General features: G+C 52.3%; 14 protein-coding genes. 1 reads left to right on the top strand and 13 read right to left on the bottom strand.

What is annotated here, in order from left to right; translation table 11 throughout:
* Positions 1-35 precede the first annotated feature (35 nt).
* From torZ to ACJHYW_RS15055, 4 genes are all read right to left on the bottom strand, one after another.
* The gene (gene torZ, locus ACJHYW_RS15070) at positions 36-2,465 is read right to left on the bottom strand and encodes a trimethylamine N-oxide reductase TorZ (RefSeq protein ID WP_061092989.1); all 2,430 of its coding nucleotides are present in this window, start codon (positions 2,463-2,465) and stop codon (positions 36-38) included.
* Between the two features lie 24 nt (positions 2,466-2,489).
* Positions 2,490-3,590 (bottom strand): NapC/NirT family cytochrome c, encoded by a 1,101-nt coding sequence (locus tag ACJHYW_RS15065; protein WP_001214337.1) that lies wholly within the window; start codon positions 3,588-3,590, stop codon positions 2,490-2,492.
* 386 nt (positions 3,591-3,976) lie between these two features.
* On the bottom strand, positions 3,977-4,723 hold the full coding sequence (gene cutC, locus ACJHYW_RS15060; RefSeq protein ID WP_001185976.1) for a copper homeostasis protein CutC: 747 nt from the start codon (positions 4,721-4,723) through the stop codon (positions 3,977-3,979).
* A gap of 13 nt (positions 4,724-4,736) precedes the next feature.
* Positions 4,737-5,303: a VOC family protein gene (locus ACJHYW_RS15055; protein ID WP_001307851.1), complete on the bottom strand. Its 567-nt coding sequence runs from the start codon at positions 5,301-5,303 to the stop codon at positions 4,737-4,739.
* 215 nt (positions 5,304-5,518) lie between these two features.
* On the opposite strand from ACJHYW_RS15055, the gene argS reads away from it, so the two are divergent.
* A complete protein-coding gene (gene argS / locus ACJHYW_RS15050) occupies positions 5,519-7,252 on the top strand; it encodes an arginine--tRNA ligase (protein ID WP_001025349.1) in 1,734 nt (577 codons plus the stop codon).
* 52 nt (positions 7,253-7,304) lie between these two features.
* Here argS and flhe read toward each other — a convergent pair whose 3' ends face one another.
* The 9 genes from flhe to tar form a co-directional block, all read right to left on the bottom strand.
* Positions 7,305-7,697 carry a flagellar protein FlhE gene (gene flhe / locus ACJHYW_RS15045; RefSeq protein WP_001259590.1) on the bottom strand — a complete coding sequence of 131 codons (393 nt, stop codon included), beginning with the start codon at positions 7,695-7,697 and terminating at the stop codon, positions 7,305-7,307.
* Positions 7,697-9,775 carry a flagellar biosynthesis protein FlhA gene (gene flhA / locus ACJHYW_RS15040; protein WP_000066991.1) on the bottom strand — a complete coding sequence of 693 codons (2,079 nt, stop codon included), beginning with the start codon at positions 9,773-9,775 and terminating at the stop codon, positions 7,697-7,699. Before flhA ends, flhe begins: the two co-directional genes overlap by 1 nt.
* Complete coding sequence (gene flhB, locus ACJHYW_RS15035) at positions 9,768-10,916, bottom strand: flagellar biosynthesis protein FlhB (RefSeq protein WP_001278957.1); 1,149 nt, start codon at positions 10,914-10,916, stop codon at positions 9,768-9,770. Before flhB ends, flhA begins: the two co-directional genes overlap by 8 nt.
* A 188-nt stretch (positions 10,917-11,104) precedes the next feature.
* Entirely contained in the window at positions 11,105-11,749 is a 645-nt protein-coding gene (gene cheZ / locus ACJHYW_RS15030; RefSeq protein ID WP_000983609.1) for a protein phosphatase CheZ, read from the bottom strand.
* A gap of 10 nt (positions 11,750-11,759) precedes the next feature.
* Positions 11,760-12,149: a chemotaxis response regulator CheY gene (gene cheY, locus ACJHYW_RS15025; protein ID WP_000763867.1), complete on the bottom strand. Its 390-nt coding sequence runs from the start codon at positions 12,147-12,149 to the stop codon at positions 11,760-11,762.
* 14 nt (positions 12,150-12,163) lie between these two features.
* A complete protein-coding gene (gene cheB, locus ACJHYW_RS15020) occupies positions 12,164-13,213 on the bottom strand; it encodes a protein-glutamate methylesterase/protein glutamine deamidase (RefSeq protein WP_000036374.1) in 1,050 nt (349 codons plus the stop codon).
* Positions 13,214-13,215: 2 nt separating this feature from the next.
* Positions 13,216-14,076, bottom strand: a complete 861-nt coding sequence (cheR, locus tag ACJHYW_RS15015; RefSeq protein WP_000204347.1) for a protein-glutamate O-methyltransferase CheR — start codon at positions 14,074-14,076, stop codon at positions 13,216-13,218.
* A gap of 18 nt (positions 14,077-14,094) precedes the next feature.
* Positions 14,095-15,696 (bottom strand): methyl-accepting chemotaxis protein IV, encoded by a 1,602-nt coding sequence (tap, locus tag ACJHYW_RS15010; protein ID WP_000483207.1) that lies wholly within the window; start codon positions 15,694-15,696, stop codon positions 14,095-14,097.
* 45 nt (positions 15,697-15,741) lie between these two features.
* Positions 15,742-17,403, bottom strand: a complete 1,662-nt coding sequence (gene tar, locus ACJHYW_RS15005; RefSeq protein WP_001313042.1) for a methyl-accepting chemotaxis protein II — start codon at positions 17,401-17,403, stop codon at positions 15,742-15,744.
* Between the last annotated feature and the right edge of the window lie 83 nt (positions 17,404-17,486).

Raw genomic sequence — 17,486 nt, 5'->3', positions numbered from 1 at the left:
AAATTTAGCGCCCGTTTCCGGGCGCTTTTCACGTCTTATGCCTGAACAGCTGGCTGATCAAACGCCGTTAACTTCGGCGCATTGCCCGTATATTTTTCGATATACACCAGCGCAGTGTTACCGGCACAGGCATTCGCCAGCTGCGAGCTGGGGATATCCGCCGTTAACACGTTCGCACTACCGTTTTTACACAAGCCATTTTCCAGATCCGGCCATGCACCTTCATGCACGCATACCACGCCTTTTTTGATCCCGTCAGTCACCACAGCGCCTGTCAGAATCTGACCACGTTTGTTCCAGACACGCACCAGATCGCCATTCGCAATACCAAAGCGAGCAGCATCTTCGGTGTGAATAGTGATCGGTTCACGATCGGCAACCGCATATTTTTTACGCAGTTCCGCATAGTTAAGCTGACTGTGTAAACGGTGTGCCGGATGTGCGGTCAGAAGCTGCAACTGCTTCTCGTCGGCGGTACCCTTCCACTCATCAGGCGCAAGCCAGGTTGGGTGTGCCGGGCAATCCTTATAGCCAAATTTTTCCAGCGTTTTGGAGTAAATCTCAATTTTGCCGCTTGGCGTACCCAGCGCATTTTTCACCGGATCGGCGCGGAAATCACCATAACGAACGTACTGTTCGTTCTTCTCGCTGCGGCGCATTTCGATCAGTTTATTTTGCTGCCAGAAAGCATTAAACATCGGCATAGTCACGCGTTGCGCACGGGCACCTTTCTGAGCGGCATCATAGAAAAATTTCAGCCACGCCATCTCATCTTTACCTTCGGTATAGATCTCTTTTCCGCCAGGTTTCAGTAATTCAGCAAGATCGGCAAACACGTCAAAATCGTTACGCGCTTCAAATTGCGGAGCGACAGCCTGCTTCATCGGTACAATATGCTGGTTGCTGTAATCACCGGTCATCGTCAAGTCATTGCGCTCAAACGATGTGGTGATCGGTAATACGATATCTGCATGTTTAGCAGCTGCGGTCCAGTAGCATTCAGAAACGACGATCATCTCCGGTTTCTGCCATGCTTTAATCAGACGATTAGTATCCTGGTGATGGGTAAAGTTACCGCCACCCGCCCACCAGATCATTTTGATATTCGGATACGTTTGTTCTTTACCGTTATGCTGATATTTGCCGCCAGGATTTTCCAGCGCATCGACGATACGGGCAACAGGAATCGCCGTCATTCCGCCATCATCAGCGGCCTCGCTGGCCTGTCCGGCAATCGCTGCAGACATTTCCGGCAGCACGCCGCCAACACGCGTCGGGTTGCCACCGTTGGAGTAATGATAAGAGAAACCAAACCCGCCGCCCGGTGTACCAATCTGCCCTAACATCGCCGCCAGCGTCACCAGCATCCAGTGTTTCTGTTCACCATATTGCTGGCGCTGAATTCCCCAGCCTGCCATCAGCATTGTGCGATTTGCCGCCATCAGTTCAGCGAGTTTGACTATCTGCGCTTCCGGTACGCCAGTAATTTCCGCCGCCCAGGCCGCGCTCTTCGGCGTATTATCGCTCTTACCTGTCAGATACTCTTCAAACTGCGGATACCCGGTGGTGTATTTTTCAAGGAACACTTTATCGTGTTTGCCTAGTGTCATCAGGGTATGTGCAATCCCTAACATCAGTGCCACGTCGGTGCCCATATTCGGCGCGATCCAGGTGGCATTATCGCCAAAGAATTCGATGGTTTCGGAGCGGATAGGATCAATGGCAATCACGGGTTTGCCAGATTTTTTCAGCTGATGGAAGTATTCCAGCCCTTGCTCATCGGTACTGCTCCAGGCAATTTTTAAGGTATTCAGCGGGTTCATCCCCCACAGCACCACAACCTGGCTGTTTTCCAGAATCAGCGGCCAGGAGGTCTGCTGTTCATACACCTCCACGGAACCCACCACATGCGGCATGATCACCTGTGCCGCCCCGGTTGAATAATCGCCGCTATGCCCGGAATAACCGCCCGCCAGGTTCATATAACGTTGCAGTAAGGTTTGCGCTTTATGCAACACGCCAGAAGAGCGCCAGCCGTAAGATCCGGCAAAAATGGCCGATGGTCCGTTAGCTTTACGAATACGATCGTGTTGCTCATGAATCAGTTTTAATGCTTGTTCCCAGCTCACCTGTACATAGGTATCTTCGCCACGACCTTTCGCCGGTTGTAGTGGATTATCGAGATAGCTTTTTCTCACCATCGGATGCTGAATACGCGCCGTGGTGTGTACCTGATCCGCCGCCGTAGACTGTAAGGAGTTCGGTATGGTTTTCGCCAGCGCGCCTGTCGAAGAAACAATCTTGCCGTCCTTCACTTCTACGTTCATCGCTCCCCAACGGCCCGCGGTGAGGATTTTGCCCCCCTTCTCTTCTGCCCATGCGGGTAGCGGTGCAGCCGATGTCACCACCAGCGCCCCAGCGGCAATACCGCTGTGTTTAATAAATTCACGTCTTGTTAATGTCATAACTTCCTCCCTGATCAACGAGGATCACTGTTTCTCGGTAATATCTTTGGCGTTGTACTGGAAGTACCGCGTCAAAATGTCCAGTTCGTTTTCGCTCATGCTGGTTCGCGCACCCATTCCTTTGGCAATGGACGGCCATGCATTGACGGTGTAATGGTCGGAGGCAATAGGGGCATGGCAACCAGCGCAATAGGTATCGTCAAGTTTTTCAGCGTATTGCCATAGCGGTTTACGGTCCGCTAATGCGGGATCGGTAAGCGCACCCTGTAAAGACGCCTGACGCCATTGATTGCCGTATTCGTCAGCCTGCCATTCCCCGTTTACCGTTAGCGCCTTGATACCTTCATCACTTAATGTGGCTAGCGCCAGACGTTGACCTGCCGCCAGATAGAGCGTGCTTTCACTGCCCTGCATTTGATAACCCTGCAACAGAACGATCGGCTGTTTGCCACTGGCATCAACGACGGTGAGATCGGTACCAGGATTCACAGTGGCCAGTTCGCCTATGCGGGAAGGTTTGAAAGGATAAATATGTGCGCCATTGGTCACAGAAGTGGCAGCCTGACTTTCCAGTTCATGCGCCGCGTTGTCATCCATTTTTATTTCTGGCGGGAAATGGGCAATGCCTTTATGACAATCAATACACGTTTCACCGTCCTTTTGCGCTTTGGTATGCATTTTCTGCGCAGATTCACTTTGCGAGGCAATATCCATCGCATCAAAAGAATGGCAACTACGGCACGTTGCAGAATCCGATGCTTTTAATTCTTTCCATACTGTTTCGGCCATTTCCTGACGATGCGCTTCGAACTTATCGTCACTGTCTATTTTGCCGCTAACAAATTCATGATAAATATCTTTAGATGCTTTTAATTTAGCAAATAAATAATCCATCCCTGACTTTGGAATATGGCAATCGGCACATTCCGCACGTATCCCTTTCTGGTTAGAAAAGTGGACAGTTCCCTGATATTCCTCAAAAGGTTTACTCATCGAGTGGCAGGAAAGGCAAAATGCTGTATCCGACGTTTTATGTAAGGCTTTTTGCGCCAGTAATAACCCGCCGCCACCAACCACAACCGTTATCAGCAAAAATAATAACCCAATGCGTTTTTTCCCTCGCATAGATTCCTCTAATTAATTCCAGAACACCGAAATCATTGTATAATTAAATATACAACGAATTGACCGCTTGCATAATTCGGCACAACACTGCCTGAAATAATCGATAAAGAATATGATTTATTACAATGTAATCATTAATTGCTAAGGAATAACCCAGCTGTTATTTAGAATATATATTTGTCAGTTTTAGTAATTTAAATTACATAATTAATGTGAATATATAAAATATTTTTAGCACAACACTATGTGCACTGTCACCCGCTCAACAGATCGCGGTAATCGTTCATTTTTTATACTACTCATGGATAAAAAAAGGCCCCTGTTGAAATTGCAGGGGCCTGGTACGAGCAAGCATCATATTGGGCGACATGATGCAACGGTAAAAATCATTTGGCCTGATGGCGTTCAATGATTCCTTTCATTTCAGCAACCGCCGCCCCGTCTACGACATAACGCGAATACTCGTCCGCGTGTGCATCTGATGACATGGACAATCCTTGATTACGATAACGCATCGGTGAGGCTTGCCACGCTCCCGCGGAGCTATGGACTTCCAGCACTCCGGCATCGAGGAAGTGGTGCAGGTTTTCCGCACGGACTCCTGCTCCGGCCATAATGATTGGAGCATCACCATGGGCAATAAGTTCCATAATTTTTGATAAACCTTGCAGTGCGTCTGATTTTTGCCCTGATGTCAGTACCCGGGTAATGCCCAATCCCGCAAGATTATTGAGTGTATTTAAAGGGTTAGCGCACATATCGAAGGCGCGATGAAAAGTCACTGCCAGCGGACCGGCAGCAGCCATTATTTTTTCCATTCGTGGCATATCGACATTCCCGTCAACATCGAGAACGCCCGTCACCAGTCCAGGAAAACCTAATTCGCGGACTGTGCGCACATCCTCAAGAATGGCGGCAAATTCACCGTCGCTGTAGCAAAAATCACCACCCCGTGGGCGGATAATCGGATGCACAGGGATCGTCACCCGCTGGCGCACGGATTTCAGTACCCCCAACGACGGCGTTAAGCCCCCCTCTTTTGGAGCTGCGCATAATTCAACTCTGTCAGCGCCGTTTTGCTGCGCCGTTAGCGCGCATTCCATGCTGTAACAGCAAACTTCCAGTAATGCCATTTTTGCTCCTTAGTTACGCCGACTGCTCGCTGGCAACGATCTCTTCAATGGACCACGGATGAAACTTAATGGTTGTTTTACCATCGGTGACCGCCAGCGTCGGATTCGGTAATCGTTCATGCTCACCTTTTGGCGAACTGGTTTTAACTGAGATCCCCGGCAGGCTGAGTCCTTCATCAGAAAGCAATGCCAGCGCACGGGCATTCAGCGTTTCTGGATCACCCGGCAGAACGATTTCAATATGTTCCCAACCTTCGTGCGGGTAACGTTTTTCCCCAGGCCACGGTAGCTCCACAATGGAAAACTGCCAGTGAGCAACCTGTACCGGTTCATGCAATTTAAACAGACAAATCGGTCTGCCATTGATCATATTTTCTGACAAAAGCTCGCCGCACTGTTCAAACCCGCGACGCCAGCGCTCAGCGGTGGCGTTTTGATGGCAACGCAAGGAAATGTGATCGGCAGTCAGCGGAGTGATATCCAACCCCAGACGGCGGGAAAGTTCATCTAATGCGTGGGTAAATCGCGGTAAATCCGATGCAATATCCTGCAGCTCGTCGATAGATTGCCAGTTCGCCATAATCACTCTTCGTCTTCCAGTAAAAGCGTTAATTTACCCTGTTGCCCTGCGCCAACCAACCGCTGATTTCACGCCGCTTCTGATGCAATAGTGAAAACGACAATACGCCACGCGCACGTTGCTGACGAAAACAGCCATTTGCAGTATACTCCCGCCCTAATTTCTTTAACTGGTGCGGGCAATTTTTGCTCGCTTCATCAATGTAAGGTATTCCGGTGAATATTCAGGCTCTTCTCTCAGAAAAAGTCCGTCAGGCCATGATTGCGGCAGGCGCGCCTGCGGATTGCGAACCGCAGGTTCGTCAGTCAGCAAAAGTTCAGTTCGGCGACTATCAGGCTAACGGCATGATGGCAGTTGCTAAAAAACTGGGTATGGGACCGCGACAATTAGCAGAGCAGGTGCTGACTCATCTGGATCTTAACGGTATCGCCAGCAAAGTTGAGATCGCGGGTCCTGGCTTTATCAACATTTTCCTTGATCCGGCATTCCTGGCTGATCATGTTCAGCAGGCGCTGGCGTCCGATCGTCTCGGTGTTGCTACGCCAGAAAAACAGACCATTGTGGTTGACTACTCTGCGCCAAACGTGGCGAAAGAGATGCATGTCGGTCACCTGCGCTCTACCATTATTGGTGACGCAGCAGTTCGTACTCTGGAGTTCCTCGGTCACAAAGTGATTCGCGCAAACCACGTCGGCGACTGGGGCACTCAGTTCGGTATGCTGATTGCGTGGCTGGAAAAGCAGCAGCAGGAAAACGCCGGTGAAATGGAGCTGGCTGACCTTGAAGGTTTCTACCGCGATGCGAAAAAGCATTACGACGAAGATGAAGAGTTTGCCGAGCGTGCACGTAACTACGTGGTAAAACTGCAAAGCGGTGACGAATATTTCCGCGAGATGTGGCGCAAACTGGTCGACATCACCATGACGCAGAACCAGATCACCTACGATCGTCTGAACGTGACGTTGACCCGTGATGACGTGATGGGTGAAAGCCTCTACAACCCAATGCTGCCGGGTATCGTGGCGGACCTGAAAGCCAAAGGTCTGGCAGTAGAAAGTGAAGGCGCGACCGTCGTATTCCTTGATGAGTTCAAAAACAAGGAAGGCGAACCGATGGGCGTGATCATTCAGAAGAAAGATGGTGGCTATCTCTACACCACCACTGATATCGCCTGTGCGAAATATCGTTATGAAACACTGCATGCCGATCGCGTGCTGTATTACATCGACTCCCGTCAGCATCAACACCTGATGCAGGCGTGGGCTATCGTCCGCAAAGCAGGCTATGTACCGGAATCCGTACCGCTGGAACACCACATGTTCGGCATGATGCTGGGTAAAGACGGCAAACCGTTCAAAACCCGCGCGGGTGGTACAGTGAAACTGGCAGACCTGCTGGATGAAGCCCTGGAGCGTGCACGCCGTCTGGTGGCAGAAAAGAACCCGGATATGCCAGCCGACGAGCTGGAAAAACTGGCTAACGCGGTTGGTATTGGTGCGGTGAAATATGCGGATCTCTCCAAAAACCGCACCACGGACTACATCTTCGACTGGGACAACATGCTGGCGTTTGAGGGTAATACCGCGCCATACATGCAGTATGCTTACACGCGTGTATTATCCGTGTTCCGTAAAGCAGAAATTGACGAAGAGCAACTGGCTGCAGCTCCGGTAATCATCCGTGAAGATCGTGAAGCACAACTGGCAGCTCGCCTGCTGCAGTTTGAAGAAACCCTCACTGTGGTTGCCCGTGAAGGCACGCCGCATGTGATGTGTGCTTACCTGTACGATCTGGCCGGTCTGTTCTCTGGCTTCTACGAGCACTGCCCGATCCTCAGCGCAGAAAACGAAGAAGTGCGTAACAGCCGTCTGAAACTGGCACAACTGACGGCGAAGACGCTGAAACTGGGTCTGGATACGCTGGGTATTGAGACAGTAGAGCGTATGTAATCGCGTTATACGGCAAAAGCCGATGTCATGGCAGACATCGGCTTTTTTATCATTAACGATAATTCACAATCACTTCATTCCGTTGTACCTTTAGCGGCGGAATTAACCGCCCACCGCCAGGCACTTCCCAGATAAATCGCAACGGTTCTATCGCCGGTATACCGGAAAAGGCCACGGTGGTTCCACTCTGCCCTTCTAATTCGACACAACGAGATTGCGAACACAAGCGAACCCGCAGTCCTGCAGGTGTCGGGCCGATAAGCTGATAACGCCACGCCACCAGCGTCATCAATCCTGCAGCAGGTTGTCGAGTAGAAAGAGGCGCTGACGACATCGATTCACCACGGTGATTCAGCGTAACGCCCACACTACTCGCCTGCCACATCCCCTCCCCCGCGGCTTGCACCAGCAGCGGAAACAATAATATTGCTAATAAGGTTCTCATCATTTACCGCCAATTGTCGCCGTCATGCGGATATGTCGGTTATCAGACAGTTCCAGATTCGACAGCACCACTAACTGCGGCAAGCTGCGGCGCAGGAAGCGAGACAATAATGGTCGCAGCGCGTGGTTCACCAACAATACCGGCGGCGCACCCAACATCTCCTGACGGGATAGCGCTTCCTGAGTTTGCGCCAGTAAACGATCCGCCAGCCCTGGCTCCAGTCCGCCCCCGCCCTGCAACGCCTGTAGCAACAAACGTTCCAGCGGTGTATCGAGGCCAATAACATGAACTTCATCTTTGCCAGGAAACCACTGCTGGGTAATCGCCCGTCCCAACGCCACGCGCACGACGGCGGTTAATTCATGTGGATCGCTCTGGATGGGCGCATGTTCCGCCAGCGTTTCGAGAATGGTGCGCATATCGCGAATCGGCACTTTTTCATCGAGCAGATTTTGCAGCACTTTATGCAGTGTGGTGAGCGTGACGACGCCAGGAACGAGATCTTCCGTCAGCTTTGGCATCTCCTGGGCGACGCGATCCAACAGCTGTTGCGCCTCCTGACGACCAAACAGCTCTGCGGCATGCTGGCTAATGAGGTGGTTAAGATGCGTTGCCACCACCGTGCTGGCCTCAACCACGGTGTACCCCTGAATCTGCGCCTGTTCTTTAAGCGCACTTTCAATCCAGATAGCATTCAGGCCAAATGCCGGATCGACGGTCGCCTCACCAGGTAACGTCCCGGCAGCGGTACCAGGGTTAATCGCCAACCAACGCCCCGGATAAGCATCACCACTGCCTATCTCCACGCCTTTCATCAAAATGCGATAGCGGGCAGGTTGCAGATCCATATTGTCGCGAATGTGCACCACCGGTGGCAGAAACCCCATCTCCTGGGCAAATTTCTTGCGAATACTGCGTATACGGCCCAGCAACTCACCATCCTGCTGGAAATCGACCATCGGGATCAGGCGATAACCCACTTCCATTCCCAGAGAATCTTCCAGTTGTACATCGTTCCACGTCGCTTCGACAACGGCATTATTCTCTGTCATTTTTACCGGTTTTGGTTCGGCAGGCGCTTTTTGTTCGCGTCCGCGGATCCACCAGGCCAGCCCCAGCAATCCGGCAGTGAACAGCAAAAATACCAGGTTTGGCATTCCTGGCACCAGGCCGAGTAAACCGAGCACGGCAGCGCTTAACAACATAACGCTTGGGTTACTGAAAAGCTGATTCACCATCTGCTCGCCAACATCCTGATCGGTGCTGACACGCGTAACGATGACCCCCGCGGCGGTAGAAATCACCAACGCCGGAATTTGTGCCACCAGACCGTCGCCAATGGTCAATAGCGTATAACTTTCCGCCGCGTGTCCCATGCTCATGCCATGTTGCAGCACACCGACCAGCAACCCACCGACAACGTTTATGACCATGATGAGGATCCCGGCGATGGCATCGCCGCGAACAAACTTACTTGCCCCGTCCATTGAACCGTAAAAATCGGCTTCCTGAGTCACTTCGGAGCGGCGTTTTTTCGCTTCATCTTCACCAATCAATCCGGCGTTAAGGTCGGCGTCAATCGCCATCTGCTTACCCGGCATACCATCGAGAACAAAGCGCGCACCCACTTCTGCGATACGCCCGGCACCTTTGGTAATGACCATAAAGTTGATGATCACGAGAATGACAAACACCACGATACCGATAGCGAAATTGCCACCAACGAGGAAGTGACCGAACGCTTCGACCACCTTTCCAGCCGCCGCCGCGCCGGTATGCCCTTCCATCAAAATGATACGGGTTGAAGCCACGTTAAGTGCCAGACGCAACAGCGTGGTAAACAACAGAATGGTCGGAAACGCAGCAAACTCAAGCGTGCGCTGGGTAAACATCGCCACCAGCAACACCATGATCGACAAGGCAATATTGAAGGTAAACAACAGGTCGAGTATGAATGCGGGCAGTGGCAGCACCATCATCGACAAGATCAACAGGATCAAAATCGGTCCGGCAAGGATCTGCCATTGTGTCGATTTCAGGTTTGCGGGCAGGCGCAGCATCGCGGCCAGATTACTCATGGGTCGGTTTCTCGTTAATAAAATCCAGGGCTTCCGGCACCGGAAGATGAGTAGGTTGTACAGGGCGTTGTCCACCAGCCAGACGCCAGCGTTTCAGTTGCCAGACCCAGGCCAGCACTTCCGCCACCGCGGCGTACAGTTGACCCGGGATTTGTTGACCGATCTCCGCATGTCGATACAGCGCACGCGCCAGCGGCGGCGCTTCAAGCGTCGGGACGTTATTTTCAGCGCCAATTTCACGAATGCGCAGCGCGACCAGCCCTGCACCTTTAGCGACCACTTTCGGTGCGCTCATTTTGTTTTCGTCATACTGCAACGCTACCGAATAGTGGGTCGGGTTATTGACAATGACATCCGCTTTCGGCACATCGGCCATCATCCGACGCCGTGCGGCCGCTCGCTGCATCTGACGGATCCGCCCTTTAACATGGGGGTCGCCTTCGCTTTGTTTGAACTCATCACGAATATCCTGCCGTGACATTCGCAGCTTTTTCAGGTGGCTGAAGATTTGGAAAAAGACGTCAAATCCCACCATTGGAATGACACCAAGCACCACCAGCAGCGCGCATAGCCCTACCAGCTCCATCGCATTACCCATGGCGGTAATCGGAGACTCGGCCATTAAGCGCATCATCTGCGGCCAGTGATGCCAGAGAAAAAATCCCGTCACGCTGCCAACCAGGATGGTTTTCAAAATTGCTTTAAGCAACTCCGCGCCAGTCTGTGCCGAGAACATCCGTTTAATCCCCGGTAGCGGGTTGAGTTTGGAAAACTTCGGCTGCAAGGATTTGCCGCTAAATACCAGCCCTCCCAGCATGACCGGAGAAATGAGCGCCACCAGCACCACGCCGCTAATCAGCGGCAGCAGCGCCAGCATGGCTTCTCTGATCAGCAGAATAATTTGCCCGAGGATCAGATTCGGGTCATTGATAATACTGTGATCAAAATGCAGCCCAGCGGAGAGCATGCCCGACAATCGACGGGCCAGCGACACACCGCCAAACCAGATAACACTAACGCCCACCAGCAAAATCAGCAGTGAAGTCAGTTCACGGGAACGCGGGATTTGCCCCTCTTCCCGCGCTTTTTCTAGTCGGTGAGGTGTGGGGGCTTCTGTTTTGTCGTCGCTCTCGTCAGACACGTCGCCAATCCTGGAAAGAGTATTAAGCGTAAATGATGCCAGAGCGCAAAGCGTTCAATGGTTTGAGTAAGGGGCAAAACAGGCGGGATTTAGGGCTTTTGCTGCCACACATCAAGCATAGTATGCGTTTGTCGGATGCGGCGTCATCGCCTGATATGACGTGGTCACGCCACATCAGGCAATACAAATCAAAATCCAAGACTATCCAACAAATCGTCCACCTGATCCTGACTGGCTACCACACCGGCTTTGCTGGTATCGACCTGAGGTCCATTAAGCAAACTCTGGTTTTCACGTTTTGGACGCGACTCCTGTTCCGGGATGTTTTCCAACAGCACCATCAACAACTGGCGTTCGATCTCCTGAATGACATCCATCATCCGCTTAATAACCTGCCCGGTGAGATCCTGAAAATCCTGCGCCATCATGATTTCCAGCAGTTGCGCGTTAGTAAAGCTGGTATGCGCGGGGACATCTGCCAGAAATTGCCGCGTATCTGTTACCAGTTCTCGGGCGTCGGCAAGGTCAATCGGATCGGCAAACCAGTCATCCCAACGTTGGGTTAACGCTTTTGCTGATTTCTCCATTTGATCCTGATGCGGTTGTGACGCCTCAACACTGTTCAGCGCCCGCTCCGCAGCCTGGGCGGTCATCTGCACAACATAGTACAAACGATCGCGCGCATCAGGGATGGCTTCCGCCGCTTCGGCAATGGCCTGATCCAGCCCCAGTTCCCGCAAACTGTCGCGCAGCATACGCGTCAGGCTGCCGATGCGCGCAATGATATCGCCAGCTGAATGCTCGTCAGCAGGTTTGATTGATGGTTGCATCATAGTCGCATCCTCACATGCCCAGTTTCTCAAAGATTTTGTTGAGTTTTTCCTCCAGCGTCGCGGCGGTAAATGGCTTCACCACATAGCCACTGGCCCCCGCTTGCGCCGCAGCAATAATGTTCTCTTTCTTCGCTTCTGCAGTCACCATTAACACTGGCAATGCTGACATCGCGCCATCCGCACGAATCGTTTTCAGCAATTCCAGGCCATCCATGTTGGGCATGTTCCAGTCGGAGATAACAAATCCATAACCGCCTGCCTGCAACTTATTGAGAGCGTCGACGCCATCTTCCGCTTCCTCAACATTATTGAATCCCAGCTCTTTCAGCAGGTTACGCACTATGCGTCGCATGGTGGAAAAGTCATCCACAACCAAAAATTTAAGTTCTTTATCCGCCATTTCACACTCCTGATTTAAATACGTATCGCCTGTCCGGCACTAATTTTTGCCAACATTTGCTGGCTTACCTGGCTAAGATCGACCACTTCGCAAACACCACCCATATTGATGGCCTCGCGCGGCATGCCGAACACCACGCAACTTGCTTCGTTTTGTGCAAGGGTCCATGCCCCCGCCTGACGCATCGCCAACATTCCCACCGCGCCGTCGTTGCCCATACCGGTCAGGATCACTCCAACCGCATTACGCCCCGCCTGTTTGGCGACAGAATGGAACAACACATCTACCGAAGGCCGATGACGGTTAACCGCCGGGCCATCGTGAATTTTGATTTGGTAATTTGCGCCACTACGCGCCAGCTCCATATGCCGATCGCCCGGCGCAATATAGGCATGCCCCGGTAAGACACGTTCTCCGTCTTCGGCTTCTTTAACCCCGATCTGGCAAAGCTTATTAAGTCTGTCGGCAAAAGAGCGAGTGAAACCGGGCGGCATATGCTGGGTAATTAACAGTGCCGGGCTGGAAAGCGGCAACGGTTGCAGTACGTGACGAATTGCCTCAGTTCCCCCCGTTGACGCACCAATCGCAATCAGTTTTTCAGAACTCAACAACGGCCCTGCCTTCAGCGTTGTCGGTGCCGACAATGGCTTATGTGCTGCAAGGCTCGCCTTTGCTGCTGTACGCACCTTTTCAGCAATCATTTCGCTATACGCCAGCATTCCTTCGCGAATACCCAGTTGCGGTTTGGTGACAAAATCTATCGCCCCCAGCTCCAGCGCGCGCAGCGTGACTTCTGACCCTTTGCCGGTCAGGGAAGAAACCATCACAACGGGCATTGGACGCAAACGCATTAATTTTTCGAGAAAATCCAGTCCGTCCATCCGCGGCATTTCAACATCCAGCGTCAATACATCGGGATTGAATTTTTTAATCAAATCACGCGCAACCAGCGGATCAGGGGCGGTCGCCACCATTTCCATGTCGCTATGGCTGTTGATGATTTCTGTCATGATTTGGCGCATCAGTGCCGAATCATCGACAGATAACACCCTGATTTTGCTCATCGTTAATCCTTACTTAGCGCATACACCGTCTGACCACGCAGCGTGAAGCGGCGCTCAAGGTGGCTAAAGTTTTCAGAGTGACCCGCAAACAGCAATCCGTCGGGTTTAAGGAGCGGAACAAAGCGGCGCAAAATCTCCTGCTGGGTAGTTTGATCGAAGTAGATCATGACGTTACGACAGAAGATCGCATCAAACGGCCCCGGCACGGTGTACTGTTTCGCCAGTAAATTCAGCGGGGCAAAATCAACATAGTTCGCCAGCTCCTGACGCACGCGTACCAGCCCTTCATGCGGTCCCGTCCCTCGCATGAAATACCGTTGCAGTTGCTGCGGCGTCAGGTTTTTCAACTCTTCATGGCGATAAATACCGCTTCTGGCTTTTTCCAGCACTTCGGTGTCGATATCGCTGGCAAACACTTTCCAGCGTCCGGGCACGGTGCCCAATGTTTCAGCCAGCGTCATCGCAATGCTGTACGGCTCTTCGCCGGTCGAAGCCGCCGCGCTCCATACGCGATACTCGCCAGAACGGCGACGTGCGTGATCCGAGAGCAGAGGGAAATGGTGTGCCTCACGGAAAAATGCCGTCAGATTCGTGGTCAGCGAATTGATAAACGCCTGCCACTCACCGCTGTGCTGATTAGATTCCAGCAAGTTCAGGTAATGGCCGAAATCCGTCAGTCCCAGCGAACGCAAACGACGAACCAGTCGGTTGTAAACCATGTCGCGTTTATGGTCGGCCAGGACGATCCCGGCTCGTTGATAGATCAATTGACTTATCCGCCGAAAATGCGCGTCGGAAAGCGCCAGGCGCTCGGTCATCTGTAACAATAAAGACGTTTGCCCACAGGGCAGAGATGAAGTCATAGCGCCTTCTCAATCACTTCAGGATACCACTGGCGCAATTTGTAACTGCGCCGACTCATGTCGTGCTACTTCATGTTCTTCAAGGGTAAATACCGCCACACGCGAAGAAAGATGGTCGGCCTGATTCGCCAGTTGTTCCGTTGCCACCGCCGCTTCTTCTACCAGCGAGGCGTTCTGCTGTGTCACCTGATCCATCTGGCTGACAGCCTGCGCAACCTGCTCAATCCCCCGCCGTTGTTCTTCCGAGGCCGAAGCAATTTCTCCCATAATGTCGTTCACGCGGGTCACCGAACTGACAATATCAGTCATGGTCGCGGCGGCGTTATTCACCAGTTTCGAACCCTGCTGGACACGATTGACTGACTCTTCGATCAGTCCTTTGATCTCTTTTGCTGCCTGCGCACTACGGCTGGCAAGATTGCGCACTTCACCTGCCACTACCGCAAAACCACGCCCCTGCTCTCCGGCGCGAGCCGCTTCCACTGCCGCATTCAGGGCCAGAATATTGGTCTGGAAAGCAATGCCGTCGATAACGCTGATAATGTCGCCAATTTTTTGCGAGCTGGTGGCGATCTCCTGCATGGTGTGAGTCATGGTACTGACCTGAACACCGCCCGCCTGCGCCGTTGTCGCGGCATTTTTTGCCAGTTCCGACGCCTGTCGTGCGTTATCGGCGTTTTGCCCTACCGTGGCGGTTAATTGCTCCATACTGGCGGCCGTTTGTGCCAGCGATGCCGCCTGCTGTTCGGTACGACTTGAGAGATCGTTATTGCCTGCGACAATCTCCGCGATACCAATGTGCATCTCCTGGCTTCCCTTACGCACATCACTTACCGTCCCACGCAAAGCCTGCTGCATGGTCTTCAGACTGGCAAAAATGGCGGTGATCTCATTGCGACCATACACCGCAATCGGACGCGCCAGATTACCCGCAGCAATGCTGTCAAAATGGCTACCGATAATGGCCAGTGGTTGAACAATCATCTTGCGCGTCCACCACAGCGCACTGCTGATGTAGATCGCCGCAACAATAATCATGCTGATAAACACCAGCGCCGAAATCTGATAGTTACGCTGGCTTTGCGCACTGGCACCTTCCAGCACATGGTTGATCTCCTGCTGCCAGGCCTCAAAGTTAACGTCAAACGCATTCTGTGATTCCTGCACCGGCGCAGTGAGGAAATCCGAAAGTTGATTACTTTCAAGCCAGGTCGCCTGATGTTCGAGATCGTTGTGCCAGCGGGCAAAACTTTTCTCCGTCTCTTTTTGCAACGCCCTGACGTGCTCGTTGCCCGCAGTCATCGCCATAAAACTTTTAAACAGCGTGGTGGATTGCGTCAGACTGGCGCGCGCCGTCGTCATCAACGTTTTAATGTCATCCGCCGGATAGCTAAGCGCCGTCAGAGTGCCCGCTTTGTTCAGCGCGGTACTGGCCTGTAACATTACCGCCCGAGTTTGCGCTAATGCCGCACGTTGCTGATTGCTCTGCTCGACCTGATTCAGTCGTTGCAAATCGTCGCGAAATGCCCAAAAAGACATGCCGTTACTGCCAATCTGCAAGATCCCGCAGAGAATCAAAATTAAAAACAGCGTGGTCGAAATTCGAATACGATTAAACATCAACGCTCCCCATCAGGCGGCAATGACCGCGTTAGTAAATACTCGTCAAAATGTTTCCCAGTTTGGATCTTGTTCAGCAATTCGCAGTCGTGGCTGTGCCGGTGGTTGCTCACTGGCAGGACGGGATGGTGTTTGCGGTTTATTGGTGAGTGGGCTGGCTGCCAGACGAAACGCGGAAACCGCTTGCGTTAAACGACTCGCCTGTTCTTCCAGCGCAGCTGCGGCGGCAGCTGATTCCTGCACCAGCGATGCGTTCTGTTGCGTGACGCGATCCATTTCCGAAACCGCCAATGCGACTTGATCGATGCCACGGCTCTGTTCATCCGATGCCGATGCAATCTCGCCCATAATGTCAGTCACGCGAGTGACAGCATTGACGATATTGTTCATTGTTTCCCCGGCGCTTTCGACCAGCACCGAACCGGTATCAACGCGCGAGACGGAGTCTTCAATGAGGGCTTTGATCTCTTTTGCCGCCTGGGCGCTGCGACTGGCAAGATTACGCACTTCGCCCGCCACCACGGCAAAACCACGGCCTTGTTCACCCGCTCGCGCGGCTTCAACAGCGGCATTCAGCGCGAGTATATTAGTCTGGAAGGCAATACCATCGATAACGCTGATAATGTCGGCAATTTTCTTCGAACTATCGGCGATCTCATGCATCGTTTTCACTACGCCATCCACCACTTTGCCGCCGTGCTGGGCGGTGTCGGAGGCACTTTGCGCCAGTTGCGAGGCCTGGCGGGCGTTATCGGCGTTTTGCTTCACTGTCGCGGTGAGCTGCTCCATGCTGGCAGCAGTTTCTTCCAGCGCGGATGCCTGCTGTTCCGTACGGGAGGAAAGATCGGTGTTGCCCGCCGCAATTTCACGGGTACCGGCATAGATGGCATCTGAACCTTCACGCACATGAGTGACGGTGTCAGTCAAAGAGCGTTGCATATGTGAAACGCTCTGCGCCAGGTCGCCCATTTCACTGCGCCCGTCAATGGTCAGGGTATTCGCCAGGTTACCACCGGCGATTTCGCGAATGTGAGCAATAATTTTTGCCAGCGGTGTAAGCAACATACGGCGAATGCCGTACCACGCCACCAGCAGAATTAATACCACCACCAGCGCGATAACCGCCAGTTGCCACTGGGCAAATCGGTAATCATCTGCGTTGTCAGTGACAATATCGCGATACAGTTTTTCACTGCTGAGGGCGTACTGAGCAAACGCTTCGCCCATTGCATTTTGCATTCCCTGGGTTGGCTGAGCGAAATAAGCTCCAGTATTGCCATAATCAAGATAATCAATCAGTTCAGTTAACGCTGTGTGATAGTTTTTATATTTTTCATCAATATTACGACTGGTAGCGACCATTTCAGGTAACGGTGCCATGCTTTTGAATTTTTTATAATGCGTCGCGGCCTGGGCCAATGTTTTCCTGGCGCTATCGAGCAATTCAACTTTGGCATTACTTTGCTGATTGGATGAATCCATCATCATCCGCACCGCTGAACGACTCAGGTTAATGCGCGTTTGCAGCATTAAATCCCAGGTTGACGTCAGCTCGCCCTGCTGTTCCCGTAATTGATTGGAAACCACAAAGCTCTTCTGGCTATGGTGAAGGGAAGAAAAAAACAGACTGCCGGAAATAAGCTGTAACAGTGCGAATACCCCCAGCACCATTACCAACAGCGTGACTACGCGGATACGGTTAATCATAAGGCACCTTCCTGAAAACAAGTTGATCTCGTTATCGGCAAGGAAGGGGGAAACTTTATTGCTGATGCCACCCGCCGCGAAAT

Source organism: Escherichia sp. WS3063, assembly GCF_046486595.1.
GTDB lineage: Bacteria > Pseudomonadota > Gammaproteobacteria > Enterobacterales > Enterobacteriaceae > Escherichia > Escherichia coli.
Note: the sequence above shows the minus strand (reverse complement) of the source record. Positions and strands in the feature narration are given on the sequence as shown.

Coding starts and splice junctions, on each gene's coding strand:
- torZ (WP_061092989.1), bottom strand. CDS start 2,465: ATGACATTAACAAGACGTGAATTTATTAAACACAGCGGTATTGCCGCT.
- ACJHYW_RS15065 (WP_001214337.1), bottom strand. CDS start 3,590: ATGCGAGGGAAAAAACGCATTGGGTTATTATTTTTGCTGATAACGGTT.
- cutC (WP_001185976.1), bottom strand. CDS start 4,723: ATGGCATTACTGGAAGTTTGCTGTTACAGCATGGAATGCGCGCTAACG.
- ACJHYW_RS15055 (WP_001307851.1), bottom strand. CDS start 5,303: ATGGCGAACTGGCAATCTATCGACGAGCTGCAGGATATTGCATCGGAT.
- flhe (WP_001259590.1), bottom strand. CDS start 7,697: ATGAGAACCTTATTAGCAATATTATTGTTTCCGCTGCTGGTGCAAGCC.
- flhA (WP_000066991.1), bottom strand. CDS start 9,775: ATGAGTAATCTGGCCGCGATGCTGCGCCTGCCCGCAAACCTGAAATCG.
- cheZ (WP_000983609.1), bottom strand. CDS start 11,749: ATGATGCAACCATCAATCAAACCTGCTGACGAGCATTCAGCTGGCGAT.
- cheY (WP_000763867.1), bottom strand. CDS start 12,149: ATGGCGGATAAAGAACTTAAATTTTTGGTTGTGGATGACTTTTCCACC.
- cheB (WP_000036374.1), bottom strand. CDS start 13,213: ATGAGCAAAATCAGGGTGTTATCTGTCGATGATTCGGCACTGATGCGC.
- cheR (WP_000204347.1), bottom strand. CDS start 14,076: ATGACTTCATCTCTGCCCTGTGGGCAAACGTCTTTATTGTTACAGATG.
- tap (WP_000483207.1), bottom strand. CDS start 15,696: ATGTTTAATCGTATTCGAATTTCGACCACGCTGTTTTTAATTTTGATT.
- tar (WP_001313042.1), bottom strand. CDS start 17,403: ATGATTAACCGTATCCGCGTAGTCACGCTGTTGGTAATGGTGCTGGGG.